Origin of the sequence: Niallia sp. NCCP-28 (assembly GCF_023168165.1) — a bacterium.
Classification (GTDB): domain Bacteria; phylum Bacillota; class Bacilli; order Bacillales; family Cytobacillaceae; genus Niallia.
The window spans coordinates 266388-288314 of the sequence record NZ_BQYJ01000004.1 but is presented as its reverse complement, the minus strand read 5'-3'; the positions used below and the strand labels follow the sequence as shown (position 1 = coordinate 288314).

Here is a 21927-nt window from a genome sequence, read left to right as displayed (position 1 = left end):
TTCTTAAAAACTTGTTTGTTTCAATAAAAATTTATACTTTAATATTCGAAAAGTGAGATTTTATCATGCTTTTTTTACTATAAATATAATTTAAGGAGTAGAAATATATTGTTTAAGATAAAGGAATTTTATTTTGAAAATAAAGAAATAAAAATAATATTTGATACAGATAAAACAATTGACAATGATATTTATCTTAGTTTAAGAACAAGGGATAAAGATGTTTGGAATTCTATTGAATATGATCAAGAAATAGCCATTAAATCTGAAAAAATAGAAGAAGAATATGTTGTGACAATAAATTTAAATATGTTCTTGAATTTATTTACTTCCATCCAAGGGCAAAAAAATATTGTTGATATACATGTCAAAAATTCAGATGGGTATTATAATTTAAAACATCCTTTTAATGGAAAAAAATTTAATGAAAGCTATGATTATACCCCATTAAATAAACTAAGCAAAATAAAACCATATATTACAAAAGGAAACAAAATTGCACTTAAAATTCAAGCAAATAATATCGATCCAATTATTAAAGAAGTGGCTATCATAGAAAATTCAGTTAAATTTTTCTTGGATTTCCCTAGCGGTCAAACCATTTATCCAAAAGCAATAATAATAGGAAAAAAGATATTTGACTTGCAGCTTTATAGAGAAAACATTTATTTGCAACAACTTGATAATTACGAGTATGAGATAGAAAAAGAACAATTAAATTTATTAGGTGGCTATGAAAGTAAAACTAAACTAGATATTACAGCATTATTTGAAGAAGACAATATTAGCTTTCAATACCCAATTAAAATAAAAAATAGTCTTAATGTACAAGAAATTGAACTAACAAATAATGTTAAAGCAAAAATAAATAAAAATTCTCAAAACATGTTGCAAATGCATGTTGAGAAAACAGGATTTGATATTTATCTTGAAAGTTATGAAATACTGGATAATTCTATACAGTTTAAAATTAATGCCAAAAATTTGTTGAGTATAATTCCGATAGAAAATGTTTCAGTAAGTTTAGACAGGGAGTTTAAAATAAGAAATAAAAGGGAGTATATTTTCTTCGAGAATATTGAATTTACAAATTTAGAAGAGAATTTAATTCTTGTGCATATCGATTTTAATGATTTCTTAGATAGAGTTAATTCTTCTAGAAGTCAAACATTCAAATTAATCGTATCATATACTATACAGGGGAAAAAGTATTCTGAAAAAATAATAATTAAAGAACCGCATAAATATCGATTTAGGGTAGAGTCATTGCAAATTAATATGAATGGAAAGAGTTTTATTTCATTTGATATGATGAAAGTTCAAGGGAATCCATATAAATTAGCAATTGTCGGATCATGTTATTCAAGATCTGCATTCAATTCTCAAAAAAAGTTTTTTAATCCCGACTATAAAGATTTTTTTCAAATAGTATATACGAATTTTCAACCTTCTATTGCCAGTATGAATAGCGAAAAAGTGGAATTTGATAAAAATAAATACCTAGATTTATCAGAGGCAGATTTAATGAATGTGGAAAGAGAGTATAAAAAGTCCATATTTCAAGATTTAGAAGAGAATGATTTTGATTATTTAATTATTGATTTTTTTGTAGATGCAACTCATGGAGTTATTTTGTTGGATGACAATAAAATACTTGGTTTAAATAGTTCAATAAAAAGATCCAATTATTATCGCAATCACTTATCTGTTACGACAACTTTATTAAATAATAAAAAGCCTGAGTTTCTTGAATTATGGAGAAAATCTTGTGATGAATTTATTAATAAAATAATAAAGATAGTTCCATCTAATAAAATTATTTTAAATAAAGGTGGGCTAATCGATAAATTTTATGATGAAAATAATGATCTTCACTCTTTTATTGATAAAGGTTATATAAGTAAAAGTGAGTATGAACATTTTAATACGGTTTGGGAATATATGAATAGCTATTTTTTAAATGAACTTCCAGATGCTCATTACTTGGATCTAACTAGCTATAATTATATTGGAAGCATTGATCATCCAGTAAATGCTGGCCCCCATCATTTTGAAAGCAGATATTATAAAAGTTACATCGATAAATTGTTAAAAATAATAGTTTTTAATGAAAGAAGCACACAACTCCAAAATAATCGAGACTAGTTTCGTATGGCAGAAATCTCGGATTTTTTTATTTATAAAAAGTGTTGTTTGAGTGCAGCTTAATGTTTTTTATTAATAGTTAGATTACCAATAAAAAAATCGTCTTTTCTTCAAAGTGGAAATCGCTAAGCCACCATTTAAGAAAAGACGATTTTTTATACTAAAATAAAAGTAGCTCTATTAAAATCAATTGTTTATTCTGATATCCAATATTAATGGTTCATGCATTCTTTTATCAAGTTTATGACATTTTTGCTGGATTTCCCTCGAGAATAGGTATTCCAATCTTCATGGAATTGCTTGATTAAATGGAGATCAAATCGATTTTGAGTAATTATTTCAATAATATCATGAGTTGAAAATGCAATTGGTCCTGGGACTAAGCTTTCATAAGATTGCCAGAATCCCCTCGATTCTTCGTAATCTTTTAAGTCATATGGATAAAATAGCATTGGTTTTTGCATAAAGGAAAATTCAAAGGGAATAGAAGAGTAATCCGTTATGAGAAAATCAGTAATAAATAATAAATCATTCATATTTGAATAACTGGATAAATCTAATAGGAAATTATCACTTTTTTTCATAATAGAAAGGCTATTCATTTTTACAGAAGGATGTAGTTTCAAAATAAAAACATACTTTTCTCCTAATCTGTTTTTAAGTAATTCCAAGTCTATAGGGAACTGGTTATTTTTGTCATTGCTGTCCCTGAAAGTCGGCGCATATAAAATTACTTTTTTATTTTTAAGAATAGGATAACTAGCATAAAGGTTATTTTTAAGAGAAACTTTTAATTCTTCTTGTAAGAATATGTCGGTTCTAGGTATACCGGTTCTTTTTATATTTTTTGTTGAGGCATTAAATGCTTTAATGAATATATCTTCCATTTTTTTTGATCCAACAAGTATATAGTCAAATTTTCGATAAACTTTATAAAAGCGTTTAATAGCTCTTTTGCTCCTATCTTTAATAGAAGGATCTTGAAGACCAAAGCGTTTAATGGCTCCATTAGCATGCCAAACTTGAATGCAGTTTGCTTTTTTCTTAAAGTTAATATTTGCTAGAAACCCGTAGTAATTATCAACTAAGACAACTTTTGCTGTAGCTAAATGATAAATGGAATGAATAAAGGTGACAACCTTTTTAGGCGAAAAATATAATACTTTACTGTTAGGTGAAGCATTAGTTGAAAAAAATGAATAGCAAGTCGAATTATTTGTTAAAAAAACAATATCACAACCAAGTTTTTGTTTTTTTAGTTCTTTGTAAATAAAATAAGGATTCTCTGTAAAAGATGTACAAAAAACTATTTTATTTTTGTTTATCGGAAACAATTTAGAAAGGTTAAATAAAAACGAAAAGATGCAAAGGTAAATGGAAATAAATACTTCTCTAACCATTTTGTAAATTCAATAAGTCTTCTTTTATTTTAGAAGTAGATATTCCCACAGTTCTCGGCAAATAAATGACTTCACAATAATCTTTTAAAAAGTCAAATTGCCCTTTCCAATCATCTCCCATTACAAAAACATCAATATTATGATTTTTGACATCTTTTATTTTTTGATCCCAAGAATCTTCAGGGATTACATGGTCTACATATCGAATTGATTCCAGAATGAACTTTCTATTTTCATAATTATGATAAGACTCTTTACATTTTATGGAATTAAATTGATCGGTTGATAATGCTACTGTAAGATGATCTCCTAGTTCTCTCGCTCTTTTTAAAATACTAATATGACCCCAATGCAGTAAGTCAAAGGTTCCATATGTGATAACTTTCTTCATGTATTTCCTCCTGAATAATTGCACTTTATTTCAATTTTTCTTATGATGAGCTTAATATTGAAGTAAGAAGTATATAATAAAGTAATTCTAAGCTTTTTAATATCAAAAGACAAGGTAGTTAATGATAAGATCGCATAGGACATTAATAAAGTTTTGAGCATCCCGAATGTTTAATTTTATCATATTCATTTGTACAAAATAATTGTTAAGCATAAAGAGGGAAATATTGAATGTTTTTAAACATTTTGGATAATGTAGGTTGTGTAGTTTAGTGTAATTTTATCCTTGAGTAGCCTGTATCAGGAATTCGCCCCGATTTAAGTGGAGATAATTACTAATGCTCTCAACTTATAGCATTTTTAAAGCAGTAGACATAAATTTAGATAAGTAATACAATATATACTAAAAAGTGCTGATCTGGAGGAATTTAAATAAATGGGTAAAGTAAGAAAAGCAATTATTCCAGCAGCTGGACTTGGGACAAGATTCTTACCAGCTACGAAAGCGATGCCAAAAGAGATGTTGCCGATTGTCGATAAGCCGACTATTCAATATATTGTAGAAGAGGCTATAGCTTCTGGGATTGAAGATATAATTATTGTAACAGGTAAGGGAAAAAGAGCTATTGAAGATCATTTTGACAATGCCTGGGAATTAGAAGAAAATTTAGTGGCAAAAGAGAAGTTTGATCTGTTGGAGAAAGTGAAAGAGTCTTCTAATGTAGAAATACATTATATTCGCCAAAAAGAGCCAAAAGGTCTTGGTCATGCTGTATGGTGTGCTAGAAACTTTATTGGAAATGAGCCATTTGCGGTGTTGTTAGGTGACGATATTGTAGACAGTGAAAACCCTTGTTTAGGTCAATTAATGGCAGAATATGATCAAACACTTTCTTCTGTTATTGGAGTGCAAGAAGTGCCAGATTCGGAAACGCATCGCTATGGAATTGTGGATCCAATTGAAGGAGCAGGAAGAAGATATCAAGTAAAGAAATTTGTTGAGAAACCAGCCCAAGGAACAGCGCCATCTAATTTGGCGATTATTGGCCGATACATTTTCACTCCAGAGATATTCCGTTTCTTAGAAGAACAGCAAGTAGGAGCTGGCGGTGAAATCCAACTGACCGATGCAATTGAAAAATTAAATCAAATTCAAAGAGTATTTGCTTATCAGTTTGAAGGAAATCGCTATGATGTAGGAGAACAACTAGGATTTATTCAAACTACTATTGAATTGGCATTGAAACGCGAAGATATTAAAGAGCCGCTAAAACAATACCTTGTAGGTCTGGCAGACAAATTGCAGGAAGAAGTTTTAGAAAAATAATATAAAAAGAAACTGACTAGAAATCGTTTTTAAAACGAATATCGCTAGTCAGTTTTTTTTATGGAAAATAGAAAAAGCAGGGAATGATTCAAGGGAAGGGGAAAAATGGGTAAAATTTGTGTTTTTTTAAAAAAATGTCAGTGTAAAGGAGGCGAATAGTGTCGAAAATAGGAAATTAAGACTATTATTTTTCGACATTTTTTCTTAACATATCTACTATTTTCATAGATAATAATAGTATCGAAAATTTTTAAATATTTGTGGAGGTGTAATAAATAGTTAGTAAAGTTATGTACAATAAGTTGATTTTCTTTTTAGGTATAGTTTTATTTGTTTTTTTATTATATATACCTTTTGATAAAGCCAAGGCATCGTCTGATTGGTCAGGAGGATATTATAATAATCAAAGTTTAACAGGCAGTTCCATAGAACAGAACTATGATTCTTTGCACTTTAATTGGGGAACAAAAGCTCCAATAGAAAATATACATTTTAATAGATTTTCAGCAAGGTTTGAAAAAAGTCTAACCGTCGATGAAAATAAAGATTATTTTTTGCACGCTTATGCAGACGATGGTCTTAGAATGTATGCAGATAATTCAAAGGCTATTGATAGCTGGTCAACTGGCGGTAAGTTCAGTTCTGCTGTATTGCCTAATTTGACTAAAGGGGATCATTCTATTCAGGCAGATTATTATGAGAACACAGGGAATGCATCATTATTTGCAGAAGTGCTGCCTTTTGGCGAATGGATTGGCTATTATTATAATAATGTCAGCTTAAAGGGTGCTCCTGAAGATTCCAAAATATATCCATCTTCTAATGATTCACTGACTTTTGATTATGGATATGGCAGACCATCCGATAAAATAAAATATAATAACTATTCTGCTAAATTCTATACATTTAAGCGATTGGAAGAAGGCGATTACCTCATCAAAGCGAAAGCTGATGATGGAATTAGGATATATATAGATGGGAAAAAATTAGTCGATGAATGGAAGTCTGGCTACAACGGCAATATTGCAGTGAAAGTTCCAATAAAAGATACTAGTTCTTCTACAAAAGATATTCATGAAATAAGAGTAGAATATTTTGAGGGAACAGGCAAAAGTGCATTGGATTTTTCTATAACACCAGTTAAGGAAGAACTCTCTACAAAAGATTGGTACGCAACCTATTATAATAATACCAGCATTAGTGGAACATTTTATGAAAATAGAGTAGGAAGTATCGCCTTTAATTGGGGAACAAAAGCTCCGATAGAAAATATACATTTTAATAAATTTTCAGCAAGGTTTGAAAAAAGTCTAACCATTGATGAAAATAAAGATTATTTTTTGCATGCCTATGCAGACGATGGACTTAGAATGTATGCAGATAATTCAAAGGCTATTGATAGCTGGTCAACTGGCGGTAAGTTCAGTTCTGCTGTACTGCCTAATTTGACTAAGGGAAATCATTCCATTCGGACAGATTATTATGAGAACACAGGGAATGCATCATTATTTGCAGAAGTGCTGCCTTTTGGCGAATGGATTGGCTATTATTATAATAATGTCAGCTTAAAGGGTGCCCCTGAAGATTCAAAGATATATCCATCTTCTAATGATTCACTGACTTTTGATTATGGATATGGCAGACCATCAGATAAAGTAAAATATAACAACTATTCGGCCAAATTTTATACATTTAAGCGATTGGAAGAAGGCGATTATCTCATCAAAGCGAAAGCTGATGATGGGATTAGGGTATATATAGATGGGAAAAAAGTGGTCGATGAATGGAAGTCTGGCTATAACGGCAATATTGCAGTGAAAGTTCCAATAAAAGATACTAGTTCTTCAACAAAAGATATTCATGAAATAAGAGTGGAATATTTTGAGGGAACAGGCAAAAGTGCATTGGATTTTTCTATAAAACCGTCTAATGCAGAGCTCTCTACAAAAGATTGGTATGCAACTTATTATAATAATACCAGCACTAGTGGAACATTTTATGAAAATAGAGTGGAGGATATCGCTTTTGATTGGGGAAAAAATGCTCCTCTTAAAAATTTAGAAAAAGATAATTTTTCTGCTAGTTTTTATAAATTGTTACCAGGCGATAAGAAATACTTTATAAGTACATTTGCTGATGATGGAATTCGAGTCAGTATTGACAATAAATGGTTGATTAATCGTTGGTCTGGTTCAAAAGGGACTTACGATACTGCCATATATGATGCCAAAAAGGCGGGAAACCAGATCATAAAAGTAGATTATTTTGATAAGAAAAGCGATGCGAAAGTATTTGCTGATGCTGCACCACTAGGAGATTGGTTAGCTTATTATTATAATAATAAGAATTTAGAAGGTACTCCTGCGGCGGTTAAAATGATCAACACTTCTAACAGTATGACATTGTCGCAGGATTTTGGTGCGAACTCTCCAGCAAATGGAGTAAATAAAGATAATTTCTCTGCTAAGTATATAACAGCAAAAGAGTTAGATGCTGGAGAATATGTGATTCGTGGTTTCTCAGATGATGGTATTCAAGTTTTAATTGATGGAGAAATAGTGATAGACCAATGGAAAGATGGAGCTTATAAAGAAAAAAGTACAAAAGTAAAAATAGAAAATACAAATAAAGGAAATATTCATTGGATTGAAGTAAGGCATTACACTAATAAGGCGAATGCAAAGTTTAAATTATCCTTTATATCAGCTAAAGACAGCAATCTTGTTGATTCATCTGGATGGTATGCAGAATATTACCCAAAATCAATGGAGAAAGACGAAAATCCTATTTATAAGGTAAAGGATGCTCAGAAACCTGTTATAGTGGGAGGAAAAGATTCATTAGATACTATCACTGATATTAATTTCAATTGGAAAACTGATTCTCCAGATTCGGATATTCCAACAGATTACTTTTCAGCTATTTTTAAAAGAGAGTTTGTCATCTCAGAAAATGCAAACTATAACTTCATTGTGAAAGCAGATGACGGAGTGATCCTAGAAATAGATGGCGAGAAAGTGATTGATGCATGGTCAGGAAAAATTAACAAAGAAACAAAAGAAGTTGGTTATTATTTATCTAAAGGAAAACACCAATTTGTATTAAAGTATAAAGAAGGCATAGGAAATGCATCCATTAAATTTTCTATGGAAAAGGCAAAGGCTGTATTTACAAGCTATGAGAATACAAACTATTCGCTTAATGAAGCGGTTAATATTCAAATGACTAAAAGCGCCCAAACAGATAAAAAATATACAACCTATATGAGTGAAAATGCATTTCGATATATTAGCAGTAAAAATGAATATGGGTTAATAGAAAATGGTACATGGAACGTCCGCGGTGGTCCATCAACCAGCTATTGGATAGTGGGTAAGTTGAAAGAAGGAGATAAAGTAACCATTAAATCTAAGGTGAAAGACAGTGGTGGTACTTTATGGTACGAGGTAGATTATTATAAATATTGGAAAGAGCTGAAAAAGGCAACTACTGACTTTCCAGCAACCTATGGCTTGGCCTATAACACATGGGTAAATGCAGGACCAACTGATGTTAAGTATTATATGGATGCAGCTAACTTTATAAATGATGAAAAACAGAAACTTCAGTTTTTGGTTTTATCAAGCAGTGCAAACGTTAGTGAAAGTGAGGTGAATTCCAATATTCTTAAAGATAAAGGCATTTTATCAGGAAAAGCTGGAGCCTTTATACAAGCAGGAGAAAAATATAGAGTAAATGAAATTTATTTGATTTCCCACTCTTTGCTTGAAACAGGAAATGGTACATCCAGTTTAGCAACCGGCATAAAGGTTTCAACAGTGGATGGCAAAAAAGTAACACCGAAAACGGTATACAATATGTATGGAATTGGAGCTTATGATGCAGCACCATTAAAAGGCGGTTCCGAGTACGCTTATAAACAAGGATGGGATACTCCAGAAAAAGCGATTATTGGTGGGGCAGAGTTTATTGGGGAAAATTATATCAATCATCCTACTTATAATCAGGATACACTTTATAAAATGCGCTGGAATCCACTAAATCCAGGGGTGCATCAATATGCAACAGATATTGGATGGGCAAGTAAACAAGTGAATAAAATTAGTTCTTTGTATGGAATGCTTAGTTCCTATCGAATGGAAATGGAAATACCAAAATATAAATAGCGTAAAGAGAACAGTTTAATAGATAATTATTTGGGCATTTTCACTTCACAAGGAAAAGGAAGTGAAAATGTTTTTTTTTTAGCCTTCAATAAAGTGAAACTTCCATCAGTAGGAGGGAAAAGCGATAAATGTTATTTTAAAATATTACATCACTATAAGCAAAAATAACTAGAAGACGCCTATTATCTCTATGCTGTATAATGAAAACATAAACAATAAAAGATTATGTGACAAAAATTTAACAGTACAAATCCTACTTTTGCAGTAATTTCAATATAGTTTGAAATCCAGCTTTTTTATCTATATAATGTTTCATAGATTTAAATAGTAGGGGAAATGCTTATAATAATAAATATCTTACTACATATTATCTTTTTTCACATATTTCGAGAGGAGTTACAGGATGCGTGAAGCGGAGGTTAGTAACAAACAAATAAAGGAAATCGAAATAAAAAATAAGGATTTAATTATTCAGTTTTATTTCGACGAAAATTTGTTGTTGAACAAGCAAAATAAATCGCTCCTTTTTCGTTTAAGAAATACAGATACAGTTATTTCCTTTCCTTTTACACAAGTTGCCTCTCTAAATGGGTATGGTGTGTATGAAACGGCTGTTGATTTAAATATTTATAATAAAGACTTTTCACAGAAAGCAATTTGGGATCTTTATATTCAGTTAGGAGATAAAGCCAATAAAAAGAAATATAGACTTAAATCCAATAAGCAATCTTATGCCTTAGTCTATTATTTATTTGAAAAAGATCATTCTCTTTTTACTCCATACACTACCAAAGAAGGCGGCATTTCGTTTAAAACTGCGCCTCCTTATATATTGGCTGGCATTGATGAAGCTTCTTTACAGAAGGATGGAACGGTTTATTTGTCAGGATACTCTTTTTATCCTTTGCATAATAGTTTGCAGAATGGGAATATAAAGAGAACATTAATTGTTTCAAATGATTTAAATGAAAAAAAATTCAGGTATCCTGTAAAAGGAAAAATAAGAAAAGATTTAACCGAAAAATATGGATGCGGCTTAAACAACTATGATAATATTGGCTTTGAAACGACTATCAATATTAAGGAGTGCCTCGAGCATAATCGGGCTGTCAATTTAAGATTCTATTTGGAATTTTCTTTTTCTGATTCTGATGCAGCTGATCATATAACAAGCCCAAGACTATCTTATCAGCCATTTATCCATGAAAATTCCCAATCAAAAGTTTTGAAGATTGGCAAATCAAAAAAGAAAGTAACATTAAAAGCGACAAAACAAAGAGGATTTTTAACTGTTTCTGCTTCTGTATTTTATTTGAATCAGGAAATACAAGAAAGAATAAGAAGAATATTTTATAAGTGGAAACAAGCAAATAAGATTGTAGTAGTGTATAAAATATTATTTCAGCTGGTAGGCTATTTGCCTGTTAAAAAGAAATCAATCATTTTTGAAAGCTTTTTAGGTAAACAATACAGCTGCAATCCTCGAGCGATTTACGAATACTTAAAAGAGCATCATCCTGACTTTGATATGTATTGGAGTGTGGATTCAAGGTTCATTGAGAATTTTGAAGAAAAAGATTTAGTGATTGTTCCTCGCTTTTCTTTAAAATGGCTGTTTAAGATGGCAAGAGCTGAATTTTGGGTAAGCAATAGCAGGCTGCCTTTATGGATACCGAAGCCGAAACACACTACTTATTTGCAAACATGGCATGGTACACCTTTAAAGAAATTGGCGGCAGATATGGATGAAGTTTATATGCCTGGAACAAGTACGGAAAAGTATAAAGAAAACTTTTTATTTGAAGCAAGAAATTGGGACTATCTGATCTCTCCAAATGCCTATTCTTCTAAAATTTTCAGAAGCGCATTTCGATTTGATAAAAAAGTAATAGAGTCAGGCTATCCAAGAAATGATATATTATATGATCAGGCGACAAAAGACAATATGGATGAGTTAAGGAAAAAGTTTAATCTTCCGTTAAATAAAAAAGTGATATTATATGCACCAACTTGGAGAGACGATCAGTTTTATCAAAAAGGCAAATATAAATTTGATTTAGAATTGGATTTAAAAAAATTGAAAAAGGAATTAGGCAATGAATATGTAGTGATACTAAGAATGCACTATTTAGTGGCAGAAAATTTTGATTTGACGCCATATAAAGGTTTTGCCTATGATTTTTCCAATTATGAGGATATTAGAGAACTCTATTTAATTGCAGATCTCCTGATAACAGACTATTCTTCTGTATTTTTTGATTATGGCAACCTAAAGCGGCCTATTATCTTTTATGTATATGATATTGAAACATATCGTGATAAATTGCGCGGTTTTTATTTTGATTTTGAAAAAACTGCCCCAGGTCCACTAGTAAAAACAACAGAGGAAGTAATTGACTATATAAAAAATGTGGACAACATGGAGTTTACAGAAAAATATACTGACTTTTATAACACATTTTGCTATTTGGAAGATGGAAATGCCTCTAGCCGTGTAGTCAAAGAGGTTTTTCTAAAATAGATGAAATCCGCAGATATACACTTGTATCATGCGTTTTCGAATTTATAAAGAAGGGCACATATATTATGGTTTCTATGTTTAAAGTATTAAAGGAACAAATCGATAATTTTCATTTAATTAAAAGGCTTTCGATGTATGAATTAAAAAGCGCTAACCGAAATAATTATTTAGGAATTCTTTGGGAATTGATTAATCCGGGAATTCAAATTGCGATCTATTGGTTTGTCTTTGGATTTGTCCAGCAAAGAGAAATGGTGGACGGCCAAAACGGAAAGATTCCTTATTTAGTTTGGATGCTAGCTGGAATAGTATTATGGTTTTTTATCTACCCATCTATTACCCAAGGATCAAGGTCTATTTATTCCAGGTTAAGGATGGTTTCAAGGATGAATTTTCCTTTAAGCGCCATTCCTTCTTATGTTATTTTATCTTTATTGTATCCGCAATTGTTGTTAATGGGGATTATAATCATTATTTTTCAATTTACAGGGTATCCGATTTCTATTTATTACCTGCAGCTGCCATATTTTTTATTTGCATCACTTATCTTTTTGTTTGCATTATCATTGATTACATCCACAATTTCTACTATTGTTCGTGATTTTCAGATGCTTTTGCAAGCAGTTATGAGAGTGCTGCTGTATATTACGCCGATCTTATGGTCTCCAGAACGTTTAGGAGAAACATTTGGATTTATCATGCGTTTAAATCCAGTTTATTATTTAATAGAAGGCTATCGTTATGCACTTCTTGGAGAAGGCTGGTTTATTACGGCACATCCAGCGATTACTTTGTACTTCTGGGGATTGGTTATTCTGCTTTTGGCAGTTGGTTCCTATATGCATGTAAGATTCAGAAGACATTTTATTGACTTTTTATAAATGGACGTGGTTCGATGAAAAAATCTGTAGTTGTAAAGAATTTAACAAAAAGATATAAGCTGTATGCAAATAATGGAGAAAAATTAAAGGATATCTTTTTGCCGAAAAGTTATGGAGAAGCTTTTTTTGCATTAAGAAATGTCAGTTTTGAAGCAGAACAAGGGGATGTTATTGGTTTTGTCGGTGTAAATGGATCAGGGAAATCAACTTTATCCAATATTGTTGCAGGCATTGTGCCCCCAACCTCTGGAGAAGTGGAAATTGATGGGCAGGCTTCTTTAATTGCTGTTGCAGCTGGAGTAAATGGGGAATTAACAGGCAGAGAGAATATTGAATTAAAATGTTTAATGATGGGATTCAGCAAAGAAGAAATTGCAGCATTGGAACCGGATATAATTGAATTCTCAGAGCTTGGCAAATTTATTGACCAGCCTGTAAAATCTTATTCGAGCGGAATGAAGTCTCGTCTTGGTTTTGCTATTTCTGTTAATACAAATCCAGATGTGCTGATAATAGATGAAGCGCTGTCTGTTGGAGATAAGGCGTTTGCAGATAAATGCTTAAAAAAGATGGAAGAGTTTAAAGAGCGGGGAAAAACCATGTTTTTTGTCAGTCATTCAATCGGCCAAATGAAACAATTTTGCCAAAAAGCAATATGGCTGGAGCATGGGGAATTAAAAATGACAGGCAGCATTCAAGAAGTTATACCTGCGTATGAAGAATTTTTAAAAGAATACAATAAACTGACTGCTAAACAGAAAAAAGAATTCCGTGAAGAAGGATTTAAAAAGAGAAGCGATCCTAATTTTGCAGGAAAAGTATAATATATGATGATAAACAGCCATATTTGAAGCAAATTGGCTGTTTATTTTTAACGAACTTTTGTCCCTCTATAAAAGAAAATAAAAAAGTTAGGTGGGCAGAAATTGCTGTAAAGTCGGATTGAATCTTCACTTTTTTTGAAAGCGGTATCTTAAAGAGATATATTTCGTCCAGGAAATAGTTTTACTTTTATCTAATTAGTCTATACTAAATAAAAACATTACTTGATAAATGAATCATTATTAATGGAGAAACTGTAGAAGCGTTTTATCGGAAAATAAATAGAATAAATATATGCAACTTTTTGTCTTTTGTATACGTCTTAATCTATAGAAGGTTAAGGCAGCATTAAAAATATTATTTGTTTGTAATATAATTGTAAAATTAGGCAGCAAATATTATGCACCAAGCTTGTATGGATTGTGCTATAATAAACCTCGATATATATTCAGAAATGATCATGCCTGGATTTGTTAGTATAGTAGGGCATTAGGGAGGCTCTCTATGATTTATTTTATACTTATTATGTGTTTTATTGGTTCTATCGTACTAACACCTCTTGTGAAAAAACTTGCATTTAAGGTAGGAGCTACAGATAAACCAGAACAGCGAAAAGTTCACAAAAAAATTATGCCTCGAATGGGCGGTTTAGCTATATATATAAGTTTTCTTATTGGTGCGCTTCTGGTTAATCCTGATAAAGCGTATCACTATCCGATTCTGCTTGGAAGCCTTATTATCATCATTACTGGTGTACTTGATGATATATATAATCTTAATGCGAAAATAAAATTTATTGCACAAACAGCTGCAGCAGTTGCCGTGGTTGTATGGGGCGGTGTTCAAGTTGAATTTATCAACTTGCCATTTGGCGGCCAGCTGCAATTTGGATTTTTAGATATACCGATCACTATTCTTTGGATTGTTGGAATTACAAATGCTATTAATTTAATTGATGGACTGGATGGTTTAGCCGCAGGTGTTTCCTCCATTGCATTGTTTACGATTACTGGAATGGCAATGATTATGGGGAATGGCTATGTTATTGCATTATCTTCTATCGTTTTAGCCAGTACATTAGGATTTTTATTTTTTAATTTTTATCCTGCAAAAATATTTATGGGAGATACAGGCGCTCTATTTCTTGGCTATATAATTGCGGTGATGTCCTTATTAGGGTTTAAAAACGTAACGTTAATTTCCTTTGTTATTCCTGTGATTATTTTAGGGGTGCCGATTTCTGATACTTTCTTCGCAATCATTCGCCGACTAATCAATAAGCAGCCTTTGTCGGCGCCTGACAAGTCCCATTTGCATCATTGCTTAATAAATATTGGTTTTACTCATCGACAAACGGTGATTATTATTTATGCAATGGCTACGTTTTTTGGACTGGTTGCGGTTATATTCTCTCAAGCAAAAGTATGGGGCGCTATTTTATTAATTGCCATTATGCTGTTAATTATTGAATTATTTGTAGAAAAAATTGGGTTGGTCGGAAAAAATTATAAACCAATATTAAAATTTATTAATGATTTGCGATATACAACTGAAAAAGATAAAACATAAAAAAGATGTCCCTTATAAAGGGGACATCTTTTTTATGTTATTAAATTTGTTTAAAATGATAAAAAAAAGGGAAAAACGGCAATATAGGAAAAAAACAGATCCCCTATTTAAAAGGAATCTGCTTTAAGAATATTAGTTGCTGATAGTGCTTGTTGTGTCAAGAGATGCTCCAGTTGAATCATCTGTTGTTGTTTCATTATCTGTGGTGGAATTACTATCACTATCAGTGAGACCTAAATGTTCCTTTAAGATAGACTGTGTTTCCACTAATGCTGTTTGATCTAATTGATAAATATATTTGCCGTTAATATAGCTATCGCTTCCTGTTAAAGTAAGGCTGTCTACTTGAAGACCATTTTCTGCTGTTGCATAGGATAAAAAGGATTGAATATCGCTAAAAGATAAATCTGTTGTCATATTATCCCCAACAGCTTCCATTAGATTTGTATATTTTGTAATAGCTTTCGCAGATACTGCTTTGTTCATAATTGCTTTTAATACAAGCTGCTGGCGTTTGCCTCGTTCAATATCATTATCGATTTTACGAGTTCTTGCAAGGGCTAATGCTTCTTCACCATTTAATGTTTGCAAGCCTTCTTCTAAATGAATGGCTCCTTTTTTATCTTTTGAGTTCTGTTCAGTAAAAGTCACGGGTACATCTACTTCAATTCCATCTAATGCATCTACTGTATCCATAAAAGCGTCAAAATTCATTTTTACATAATAGTCGACAGGAATATCGAGCAATTCTTCTACCGTTTCTAATGTAGAGCTAACACCCCCAAAATAATGGGCATGGGTAATTTTATCGCTGTAGCCTCTTTCGGGAATATATACATAAGAATCCCTAGGAATACTTAGCAACTTAACTGATTTTTCTTTTTCATTTAATGTTGCAAGCATCAATGCATCTGATCTTGATCTAGTAGTGCCTGATTTGGAAGACCGTTTTTCGCTGTCGTCCACTCCAATAAATAGAATGGATACATCATCAATCTTTGGATCTACCTTTGATGTTCTTTTTGTTTCTCTATCAATTGGCTGATAGGAATCGTCTGCAACAGACTTTGCCTTTGTATAGAGGAATGCTCCATAACTTACGCCGCTGACAGCCAAAACCAAAAGCGGTACAAGGATAAAAGTGAAAAGCCTTTTCTTTCGTTTGCGTTTATTATTATTTACAGACTCTCTGTTAATTGCCATTTGTTTCTCCTTTAATAAAAGAATTTTGTCGAAATATCAATATGAATATTGTACTATCGAATTGTGATTACGTAAATCTGTGTCTTATTTCTTAATAGGGAATTTTCTAGTATTTTTTGCAGAAATTTCTTTGCATGGGTATTTCTTAGTTAACCCTCGTTATTTTTGGACAACAGGGTTTCTAAATAGACTTCTCCGATTTCTTCCATTTCTCCTTGGCCATTTGTCAAATCTGTTATCCAGTCTGTAAATACTTGAATCGAATTGATATTGATATATGTTTCAATTTGAACATTATCTACATAATGAATATCTTTTATCTGATAGGAAGAAGATCGAAGCTCATTTTCTACTTTGCCAAGGAAGGTATAATCAATGCTTGTCCGGATAATTTTCATCAATTTCCTTTCCACTACACCAGTGGAGAATATTCCTTCTGAAGTGGCTTTTCCGTATGCCCGAATCAACCCTCCAGCTCCAAGTTTGATTCCGCCAAAATAGCGAGTGACAACAACAACGGTATCCTTTAATTCTTTTTTCTTTAAAACTTCCAGAATGGGTACACCTGCTGTTCCGCTAGGTTCTCCATCATCATTAGCTTTTTGAATATGATTGTTTTCCCCAATTAAATAAGCAGAACAATTATGTGTGGCATCTTTATGTCTTTTTTTGATTTCTTGGATAAATTCCTGTGCCTTTTCTTCTGTTTCTACTCTCTGAATATGTGCAATAAAACGTGATTTTTGAATAATCAGTTCATGTTCACCGTATCCTTGAACAGTTTGGTAGCAAGGAAGCATAAAACATCGCTCCTTTTTTACAAGTAATAGAAATTTTGTTGGGAAATATTTAGATGGCTTTTTAGAAGACCTTTGCTGATTTTTTGTTAAAGTATTCACTTTAGCGCCTTCTTTCATTATAATTCGACACGAGTTTTTCTTCAATTCTTGAATGGTTTGTAATGAAATCTTAATATTAACAGCTAGGACACATGGTATAATAAATAAAACTCAATGCTCAAATAGTTCTTTTATTTTTTGCGGGAAATAGTTTGTTAAATCCTATATTGACAGTACATTACAGGTGGATGACTTAGTTATTAGCGGAATAAGTGGGAGAAACCGCCTGTGTAATTTTATCACTATTTAACGGACTTTTGCCCCAACCTAAGAGAAGAAGAGAGGTCTAGGTAGGGAGAAACTAGCCTGTAAAAGTCTAATTGGAGTTTTTATTTATACTGATGATGTTTGTTTTAGCTATTATTATGTCAGTATCGATAATTTTTATCATATGGTTTTATTGGAATATAAAATAATTAGGTCTAAAGACTCATTAAAATAGTTGTTAAGATAAGAATAAATAACGATTTTTTTATTATTTTCTATTGTAAAATATATATTATATACTTTCACGCTAAAATAGAATGGATACAGGAAGGGTTTTCAGTCCTTTTGGAGGAATTGTATATATGGTAATAAGGAAATTTGAGACAAAAACACTAGATTTAATTTTAGAGCAAATGGTAGAAACTGTTGGCTTTAGCAAAGATGAGATTTTTCGTATTGGAGAACAATGTCGACAAGACTATGAACAATTAACAACAGAATTAAAAGAGATAAAAGCACTAGTGTTACAGGCGATAGAAGAAGGGGATAAACTAGAAATTCAAGCAAGATTTGCAAGAAGAAGATTGTCTGAAGTCAGCAAGCATTTTAATGAATATACGGAAATGGAAGTAAGAGAGGCGTATGAAAAAGCTCATACTCTGCAAATGGAATTAAGCATAAACCGCTCTTTGGAAAAACAATACCGTGAACGCAGAGATGATATTGAGAGACGTTTAATCGGATTAGATGAAACGATCGAAAGAGCCGAGCATCTTGTGACGCAAATTTCCGTTGTCATGAATTATTTAATCAGTGATTTAAAGCAGGTTGGCGAAGTGCTTGAGGATGCTAAGCAAAAACAAGACTTCGGATTAAAAATTATAGGTGCACAAGAGGAAGAAAAAAAACGTCTTTCAAGAGAAATCCATGATGGACCAGCGCAAATGATGGCCAATGTAATGATGCGTTCTGATTTGGTGGAAAGAATTTATCGGGAAAAAGGTGCAGAAGAGGCTATTTTAGAAATAAGAAGTTTAAAAATGATGGTGCGAAGCGCTCTTTATGAAGTTCGGAGAATTATTTATGATCTTCGTCCAATGGCTCTTGACGATTTGGGACTTGTGCCCACTTTAAAAAAATATCTTCAAACGATAGAAGAGTATCATGAAAAAACAAGAATTGTCTTTTCTAGTTTAGGACAAGACTTGCGGCTGCCTAGCAAATATGAAGTAGCTTTATTCCGTCTGATTCAAGAATCTGTTCAGAATGCATTAAAACATGCGGAAGCAAAAGTGATAACGGTTAGAATAGAGATACGCAGAGATCAAGTGATTGTCATGATTAAAGATGATGGCAAAGGGTTCAATAAAGAGCAAAAAAAAGAGGAATCTTTTGGGATTATAGGAATGAGAGAAAGAGTCGAACTCTTAAATGGAGAGTTAACGATTGATACGAAGATAGGGACAGGAACTGTTGTAATGGTAAGTGTTCCTATCAATGATTAAAGAGGGAAGTTTAGGGAGGCGAAACAATTGGCTACAAAAATTCTGATTATTGATGATCATCAATTGTTTAGAGAAGGGGTAAAACGCATTTTAGATTTTGAATCAAGTTTTGAGGTAGTTGCTGAAGGAGATGACGGTTCTCAAGCAATTGACCTAGTAGATAAATTTGAACCAGATGTAACGATTATGGATATAAATATGCCTAAAACAAATGGTGTAGAAGCAACAAGACAGCTGCTGGAGAGATTTCCAGATAAAAAAGTCATTATTTTATCCATTCATGATGATGAAAATTATGTAACTCATGCTTTAAAAACAGGTGCAAGCGGATATCTATTAAAAGAAATGGACGCAGATGCTTTGGTGGAGGCTGTTAAGGTAGTAGCAGATGGAGGTTCTTATCTTCATCCGAAAGTAACCCATAATTTAGTAAATGAATATCGCCGTTTAGCACAAGAAGAATCAGGAAGCGGCGACCACTATGTGCAAACTATTGAAATTAGAAGACCGCTTCATCTGCTGACAAGAAGAGAATGTGAAGTATTGCAGCTTCTTGCAGATGGAAAAAGCAATAGAGGAATCGGGGAAGCTTTATTTATAAGCGAAAAAACAGTAAAAAATCATGTTAGCAATATTTTGCAAAAAATGAATGTAAACGATCGTACACAAGCTGTTGTTGTTGCAATAAAAAATGGCTGGGTGGAAGTTCGATAAAAAAAGTGTCCCAAAAGATGGGACGCTTTTTTTTATAAAATAATAAAAAGAAAATTCAGATAAAATACATAATTCATAAAAAATAGCCTAAATGTACTAGTATATGCTCGCATAATAAAATAATTTAAGGCACACTATTGATAAATAGATGGATAGGAGTGTTTGGGATGAATGGAATAAATAATCTTTCAAATGCTGAATTAATGCAAGCTTTTCACCTAGCAATTTCTTTAAAGTTGGATGCAGATTTTATAGAAATCTTATCAAAAGAAATCACAAAAAGAAAATTGCAGGAAATAGATAAAAGAAAAGTTAAATAAATAAAAAGCCATTATTTCCTATCAATATGATAAAGAACAAGATAAATTACCTTTTTTCGTATTTTATGAAATAAAAAGGCGAATATAATGCAAAGCAGCCTTTTTTTAGTTAAAATGAACATACAATCCGAATAGATAGGAAGGTAATTATTTACATGAAAACAGCTATTGTAACAGATAGTACTGCATATATATCGAAAGAAATTAGAGATGCTTATAATATACATATGATTCCCTTGACAGTTATACTTGGAAATGAAATTTATGAAGAAGAAATAAATCTAAAGGCAGAACAATTTTACGAAGAAGTTAGATTAAAGGATTTGCCGACTACTTCCCAGCCGCCAATTGGAAAGTTTGTGGAGCTGTTTGAAAAGTTAGCTGCTGATTATGATGAAGTAGTCTGTGTTCATTTATCAAGTGGAATCAGTGGGACCTATCAAGGTGCGGTAACGGCAGGGACTATGGTAGAAGGAATCAAAGTTTATCCTTTTGATAGTGAAGTCAGCTGCATGGTCCAAGGTTTTTTTGCTATTGAAGGGGCAAAGCTTGTGCAGGAAGGTAAATCAGCAGCAGAAATAATCCGGATTTTAGAGGAGCTTAAAACATCCAGCCATGCCTATTTTATGGTGGATGATTTAAGCAATTTGCAGAGGGGCGGGAGACTTTCCAGTGCCCAAGCGCTGATTGGCAGCCTGCTTCAAGTCAAACCACTGCTTCATTTTGCAGATAAAGTCATTGTTCCATTTGAAAAAATCCGCACAAAGAAAAAAGCAATGAAACGAATGGTAGAGTTAATGGCTGAAGCAACTAAAGGAGAGCAATTCCAAACAGTCATCATCCATGGAAACCGCCAAAAGGAAGCAGAAGAGTGGAAAAAAGAATTAGAAATGGAATTTCCAAATATAGAATTCACTATAAGCTATTTTGGCGCTGTTATCGGCACACATTTAGGAGAAGGGGCTATGGGAATGGGCTGGATAAGAAAAAGAACCTCTTGAGGTTTTTTTTTATCCTTTAATTTATCGACTTTTGTCGAAAAATCAATAAAATGGCAAAATTGAAAATGAAAAAATATTTATAAAAAAAGCTAATTAAAAGCAGGAACTTTTAGATAAAACCTCTAATATATAAAGCAAAATAAAAAAAGGATGTGGTCTGTTGCTTGCAAAAAATCTTAAAATTCCCCAATCTATTCTTCAGCTAGAAGCATTATTGCGAAGATTGCCCTCTAATCACCCGAAATTCCCCCTCATAAAAAAGAACTCAATATGAAATTAGCCGGTTACCAAAGAGAAAAAAATCTGATATTTCCACTTAGTTTTATTGATGATAAAAAGCATTATATTTTACACGATTTAAGATTATATGACGGCAATTGATTTTATCCAAAAAGTTTGCCCTTATTTTAGAAGTAAAAAACTATGCTGGAGAATTGTATTTTGATACAGAGTTCCATCAATTAATCCGCAAAAAGGAAGAATCGACATCGACACTGCCATATCCATTAACTCAGTTGAAAAGACTAGAATTTCAATTGAATAATTGGCTAAATAAATATACTTCAATTCCCTGTACAGTATGGTTGTCATAAGCAATCCCACGGCCTTGATTCAAACAGACTCCAAAGATCCCTCTATATTTCAGCAATTAATCCACCGAAACTATCTTCCTTTTCAAATTAGTAAAATAGATGATTCCATTTTCTCCGCAAGTCTATCAGATAACGAATTAACAGCACTAATAAAGACAGTAAAAAGACAAAATAAACCATTAGCTGTTTCTGTTCTAAAAAAATTTGCTGTAAAAAAAGAAGAAATCATAAAGGGAGTGATATGTAGGAGCTGCAACTATATTC

The 21927-nt window shown here is 32.1% G+C and carries 16 protein-coding genes; 12 read left to right on the top strand and 4 right to left on the bottom strand.

All coding sequences use genetic code 11. The features are described from left to right. The first annotated feature begins 108 nt into the window (after positions 1–108). Positions 109–2145, top strand: a complete 2037-nt coding sequence (locus NCCP28_RS13980; RefSeq protein ID WP_248562016.1) for a DUF6270 domain-containing protein — start codon at positions 109–111, stop codon at positions 2143–2145. A 212-nt stretch (positions 2146–2357) separates the two neighbouring features. On the opposite strand, the gene NCCP28_RS13975 is transcribed toward NCCP28_RS13980, so the two are convergent. Together NCCP28_RS13975 and tagD are read right to left on the bottom strand one after the other, a co-directional pair. Then, the gene (locus NCCP28_RS13975) at positions 2358–3545 is read right to left on the bottom strand and encodes a CDP-glycerol glycerophosphotransferase family protein (protein WP_248562015.1); all 1188 of its coding nucleotides are present in this window, start codon (positions 3543–3545) and stop codon (positions 2358–2360) included. Next, positions 3538–3936, bottom strand: coding sequence for a glycerol-3-phosphate cytidylyltransferase (gene tagD, locus NCCP28_RS13970; RefSeq protein ID WP_101178828.1), 399 nt, complete (start codon positions 3934–3936; stop codon positions 3538–3540). The genes NCCP28_RS13975 and tagD overlap by 8 nt, the downstream gene beginning before the upstream one ends. Before the next feature lie 435 nt (positions 3937–4371). On the opposite strand from tagD, the gene galU reads away from it, so the two are divergent. The 6 genes from galU to NCCP28_RS13940 all read left to right on the top strand — a co-directional run bounded on the left by galU (position 4372) and on the right by NCCP28_RS13940 (position 15221). Next, positions 4372–5262, top strand: a complete 891-nt coding sequence (gene galU / locus NCCP28_RS13965; RefSeq protein ID WP_248562014.1) for a UTP--glucose-1-phosphate uridylyltransferase GalU — start codon at positions 4372–4374, stop codon at positions 5260–5262. 290 nt (positions 5263–5552) lie between these two features. Then, a complete protein-coding gene (locus tag NCCP28_RS13960) occupies positions 5553–9428 on the top strand; it encodes a PA14 domain-containing protein (protein ID WP_248562013.1) in 3876 nt (1291 codons plus the stop codon). Between the two features lie 403 nt (positions 9429–9831). After that, positions 9832–11949 (top strand): CDP-glycerol glycerophosphotransferase family protein, encoded by a 2118-nt coding sequence (locus NCCP28_RS23650; protein WP_282579574.1) that lies wholly within the window; start codon positions 9832–9834, stop codon positions 11947–11949. 65 nt (positions 11950–12014) lie between these two features. Beyond that, the gene (locus tag NCCP28_RS13950; RefSeq protein ID WP_248562012.1) at positions 12015–12830 is read left to right on the top strand and encodes an ABC transporter permease; all 816 of its coding nucleotides are present in this window, start codon (positions 12015–12017) and stop codon (positions 12828–12830) included. Positions 12831–12844: 14 nt separating this feature from the next. Next, a complete protein-coding gene (gene tagH / locus NCCP28_RS13945) occupies positions 12845–13654 on the top strand; it encodes a teichoic acids export ABC transporter ATP-binding subunit TagH (RefSeq protein ID WP_248562011.1) in 810 nt (269 codons plus the stop codon). Between the two features lie 502 nt (positions 13655–14156). Next, on the top strand, positions 14157–15221 hold the full coding sequence (locus NCCP28_RS13940) for a glycosyltransferase family 4 protein (protein ID WP_248562010.1): 1065 nt from the start codon (positions 14157–14159) through the stop codon (positions 15219–15221). A gap of 132 nt (positions 15222–15353) precedes the next feature. On the opposite strand, the gene NCCP28_RS13935 is transcribed toward NCCP28_RS13940, so the two are convergent. Both NCCP28_RS13935 and NCCP28_RS13930 read right to left on the bottom strand, forming a co-directional pair. Next, positions 15354–16424 (bottom strand): LCP family protein, encoded by a 1071-nt coding sequence (locus tag NCCP28_RS13935; RefSeq protein WP_248562009.1) that lies wholly within the window; start codon positions 16422–16424, stop codon positions 15354–15356. A 149-nt stretch (positions 16425–16573) separates the two neighbouring features. Further along, positions 16574–17224, bottom strand: a complete 651-nt coding sequence (locus NCCP28_RS13930) for a YigZ family protein (RefSeq protein WP_248562212.1) — start codon at positions 17222–17224, stop codon at positions 16574–16576. Positions 17225–17892: 668 nt separating this feature from the next. On the opposite strand from NCCP28_RS13930, the gene NCCP28_RS13925 reads away from it, so the two are divergent. The 5 genes from NCCP28_RS13925 to NCCP28_RS13905 all read left to right on the top strand — a co-directional run bounded on the left by NCCP28_RS13925 (position 17893) and on the right by NCCP28_RS13905 (position 21663). After that, positions 17893–19035: a sensor histidine kinase gene (locus tag NCCP28_RS13925; RefSeq protein WP_248562008.1), complete on the top strand. Its 1143-nt coding sequence runs from the start codon at positions 17893–17895 to the stop codon at positions 19033–19035. A gap of 27 nt (positions 19036–19062) precedes the next feature. Continuing rightward, entirely contained in the window at positions 19063–19749 is a 687-nt protein-coding gene (locus NCCP28_RS13920) for a response regulator (RefSeq protein ID WP_248562007.1), read from the top strand. 167 nt (positions 19750–19916) lie between these two features. After that, entirely contained in the window at positions 19917–20069 is a 153-nt protein-coding gene (gene sda, locus NCCP28_RS13915; protein ID WP_248562006.1) for a sporulation histidine kinase inhibitor Sda, read from the top strand. A gap of 155 nt (positions 20070–20224) precedes the next feature. Then, positions 20225–21070, top strand: coding sequence for a DegV family protein (locus NCCP28_RS13910; RefSeq protein WP_248562005.1), 846 nt, complete (start codon positions 20225–20227; stop codon positions 21068–21070). Positions 21071–21447: 377 nt separating this feature from the next. After that, positions 21448–21663, top strand: a complete 216-nt coding sequence (locus tag NCCP28_RS13905; protein ID WP_248562004.1) for a nuclease-related domain-containing protein — start codon at positions 21448–21450, stop codon at positions 21661–21663. The last annotated feature ends 264 nt before the right edge of the window (positions 21664–21927 follow it).

Bases quoted from the DNA above. Each gene is read 5' to 3' on its own strand.
- NCCP28_RS13975 (WP_248562015.1), bottom strand. From the start codon at position 3,545: ATGGTTAGAGAAGTATTTATTTCCATTTACCTTTGCATCTTTTCGTTT.
- tagD (WP_101178828.1), bottom strand. From the start codon at position 3,936: ATGAAGAAAGTTATCACATATGGAACCTTTGACTTACTGCATTGGGGT.
- galU (WP_248562014.1), top strand. From the start codon at position 4,372: ATGGGTAAAGTAAGAAAAGCAATTATTCCAGCAGCTGGACTTGGGACA.
- NCCP28_RS13960 (WP_248562013.1), top strand. From the start codon at position 5,553: ATGTACAATAAGTTGATTTTCTTTTTAGGTATAGTTTTATTTGTTTTT.
- NCCP28_RS23650 (WP_282579574.1), top strand. From the start codon at position 9,832: ATGCGTGAAGCGGAGGTTAGTAACAAACAAATAAAGGAAATCGAAATA.
- NCCP28_RS13950 (WP_248562012.1), top strand. From the start codon at position 12,015: ATGGTTTCTATGTTTAAAGTATTAAAGGAACAAATCGATAATTTTCAT.
- tagH (WP_248562011.1), top strand. From the start codon at position 12,845: ATGAAAAAATCTGTAGTTGTAAAGAATTTAACAAAAAGATATAAGCTG.
- NCCP28_RS13940 (WP_248562010.1), top strand. From the start codon at position 14,157: ATGATTTATTTTATACTTATTATGTGTTTTATTGGTTCTATCGTACTA.
- NCCP28_RS13935 (WP_248562009.1), bottom strand. From the start codon at position 16,424: ATGGCAATTAACAGAGAGTCTGTAAATAATAATAAACGCAAACGAAAG.
- NCCP28_RS13930 (WP_248562212.1), bottom strand. From the start codon at position 17,224: ATGCTTCCTTGCTACCAAACTGTTCAAGGATACGGTGAACATGAACTG.
- NCCP28_RS13925 (WP_248562008.1), top strand. From the start codon at position 17,893: ATGGTAATAAGGAAATTTGAGACAAAAACACTAGATTTAATTTTAGAG.
- sda (WP_248562006.1), top strand. From the start codon at position 19,917: ATGAATGGAATAAATAATCTTTCAAATGCTGAATTAATGCAAGCTTTT.
- NCCP28_RS13910 (WP_248562005.1), top strand. From the start codon at position 20,225: ATGAAAACAGCTATTGTAACAGATAGTACTGCATATATATCGAAAGAA.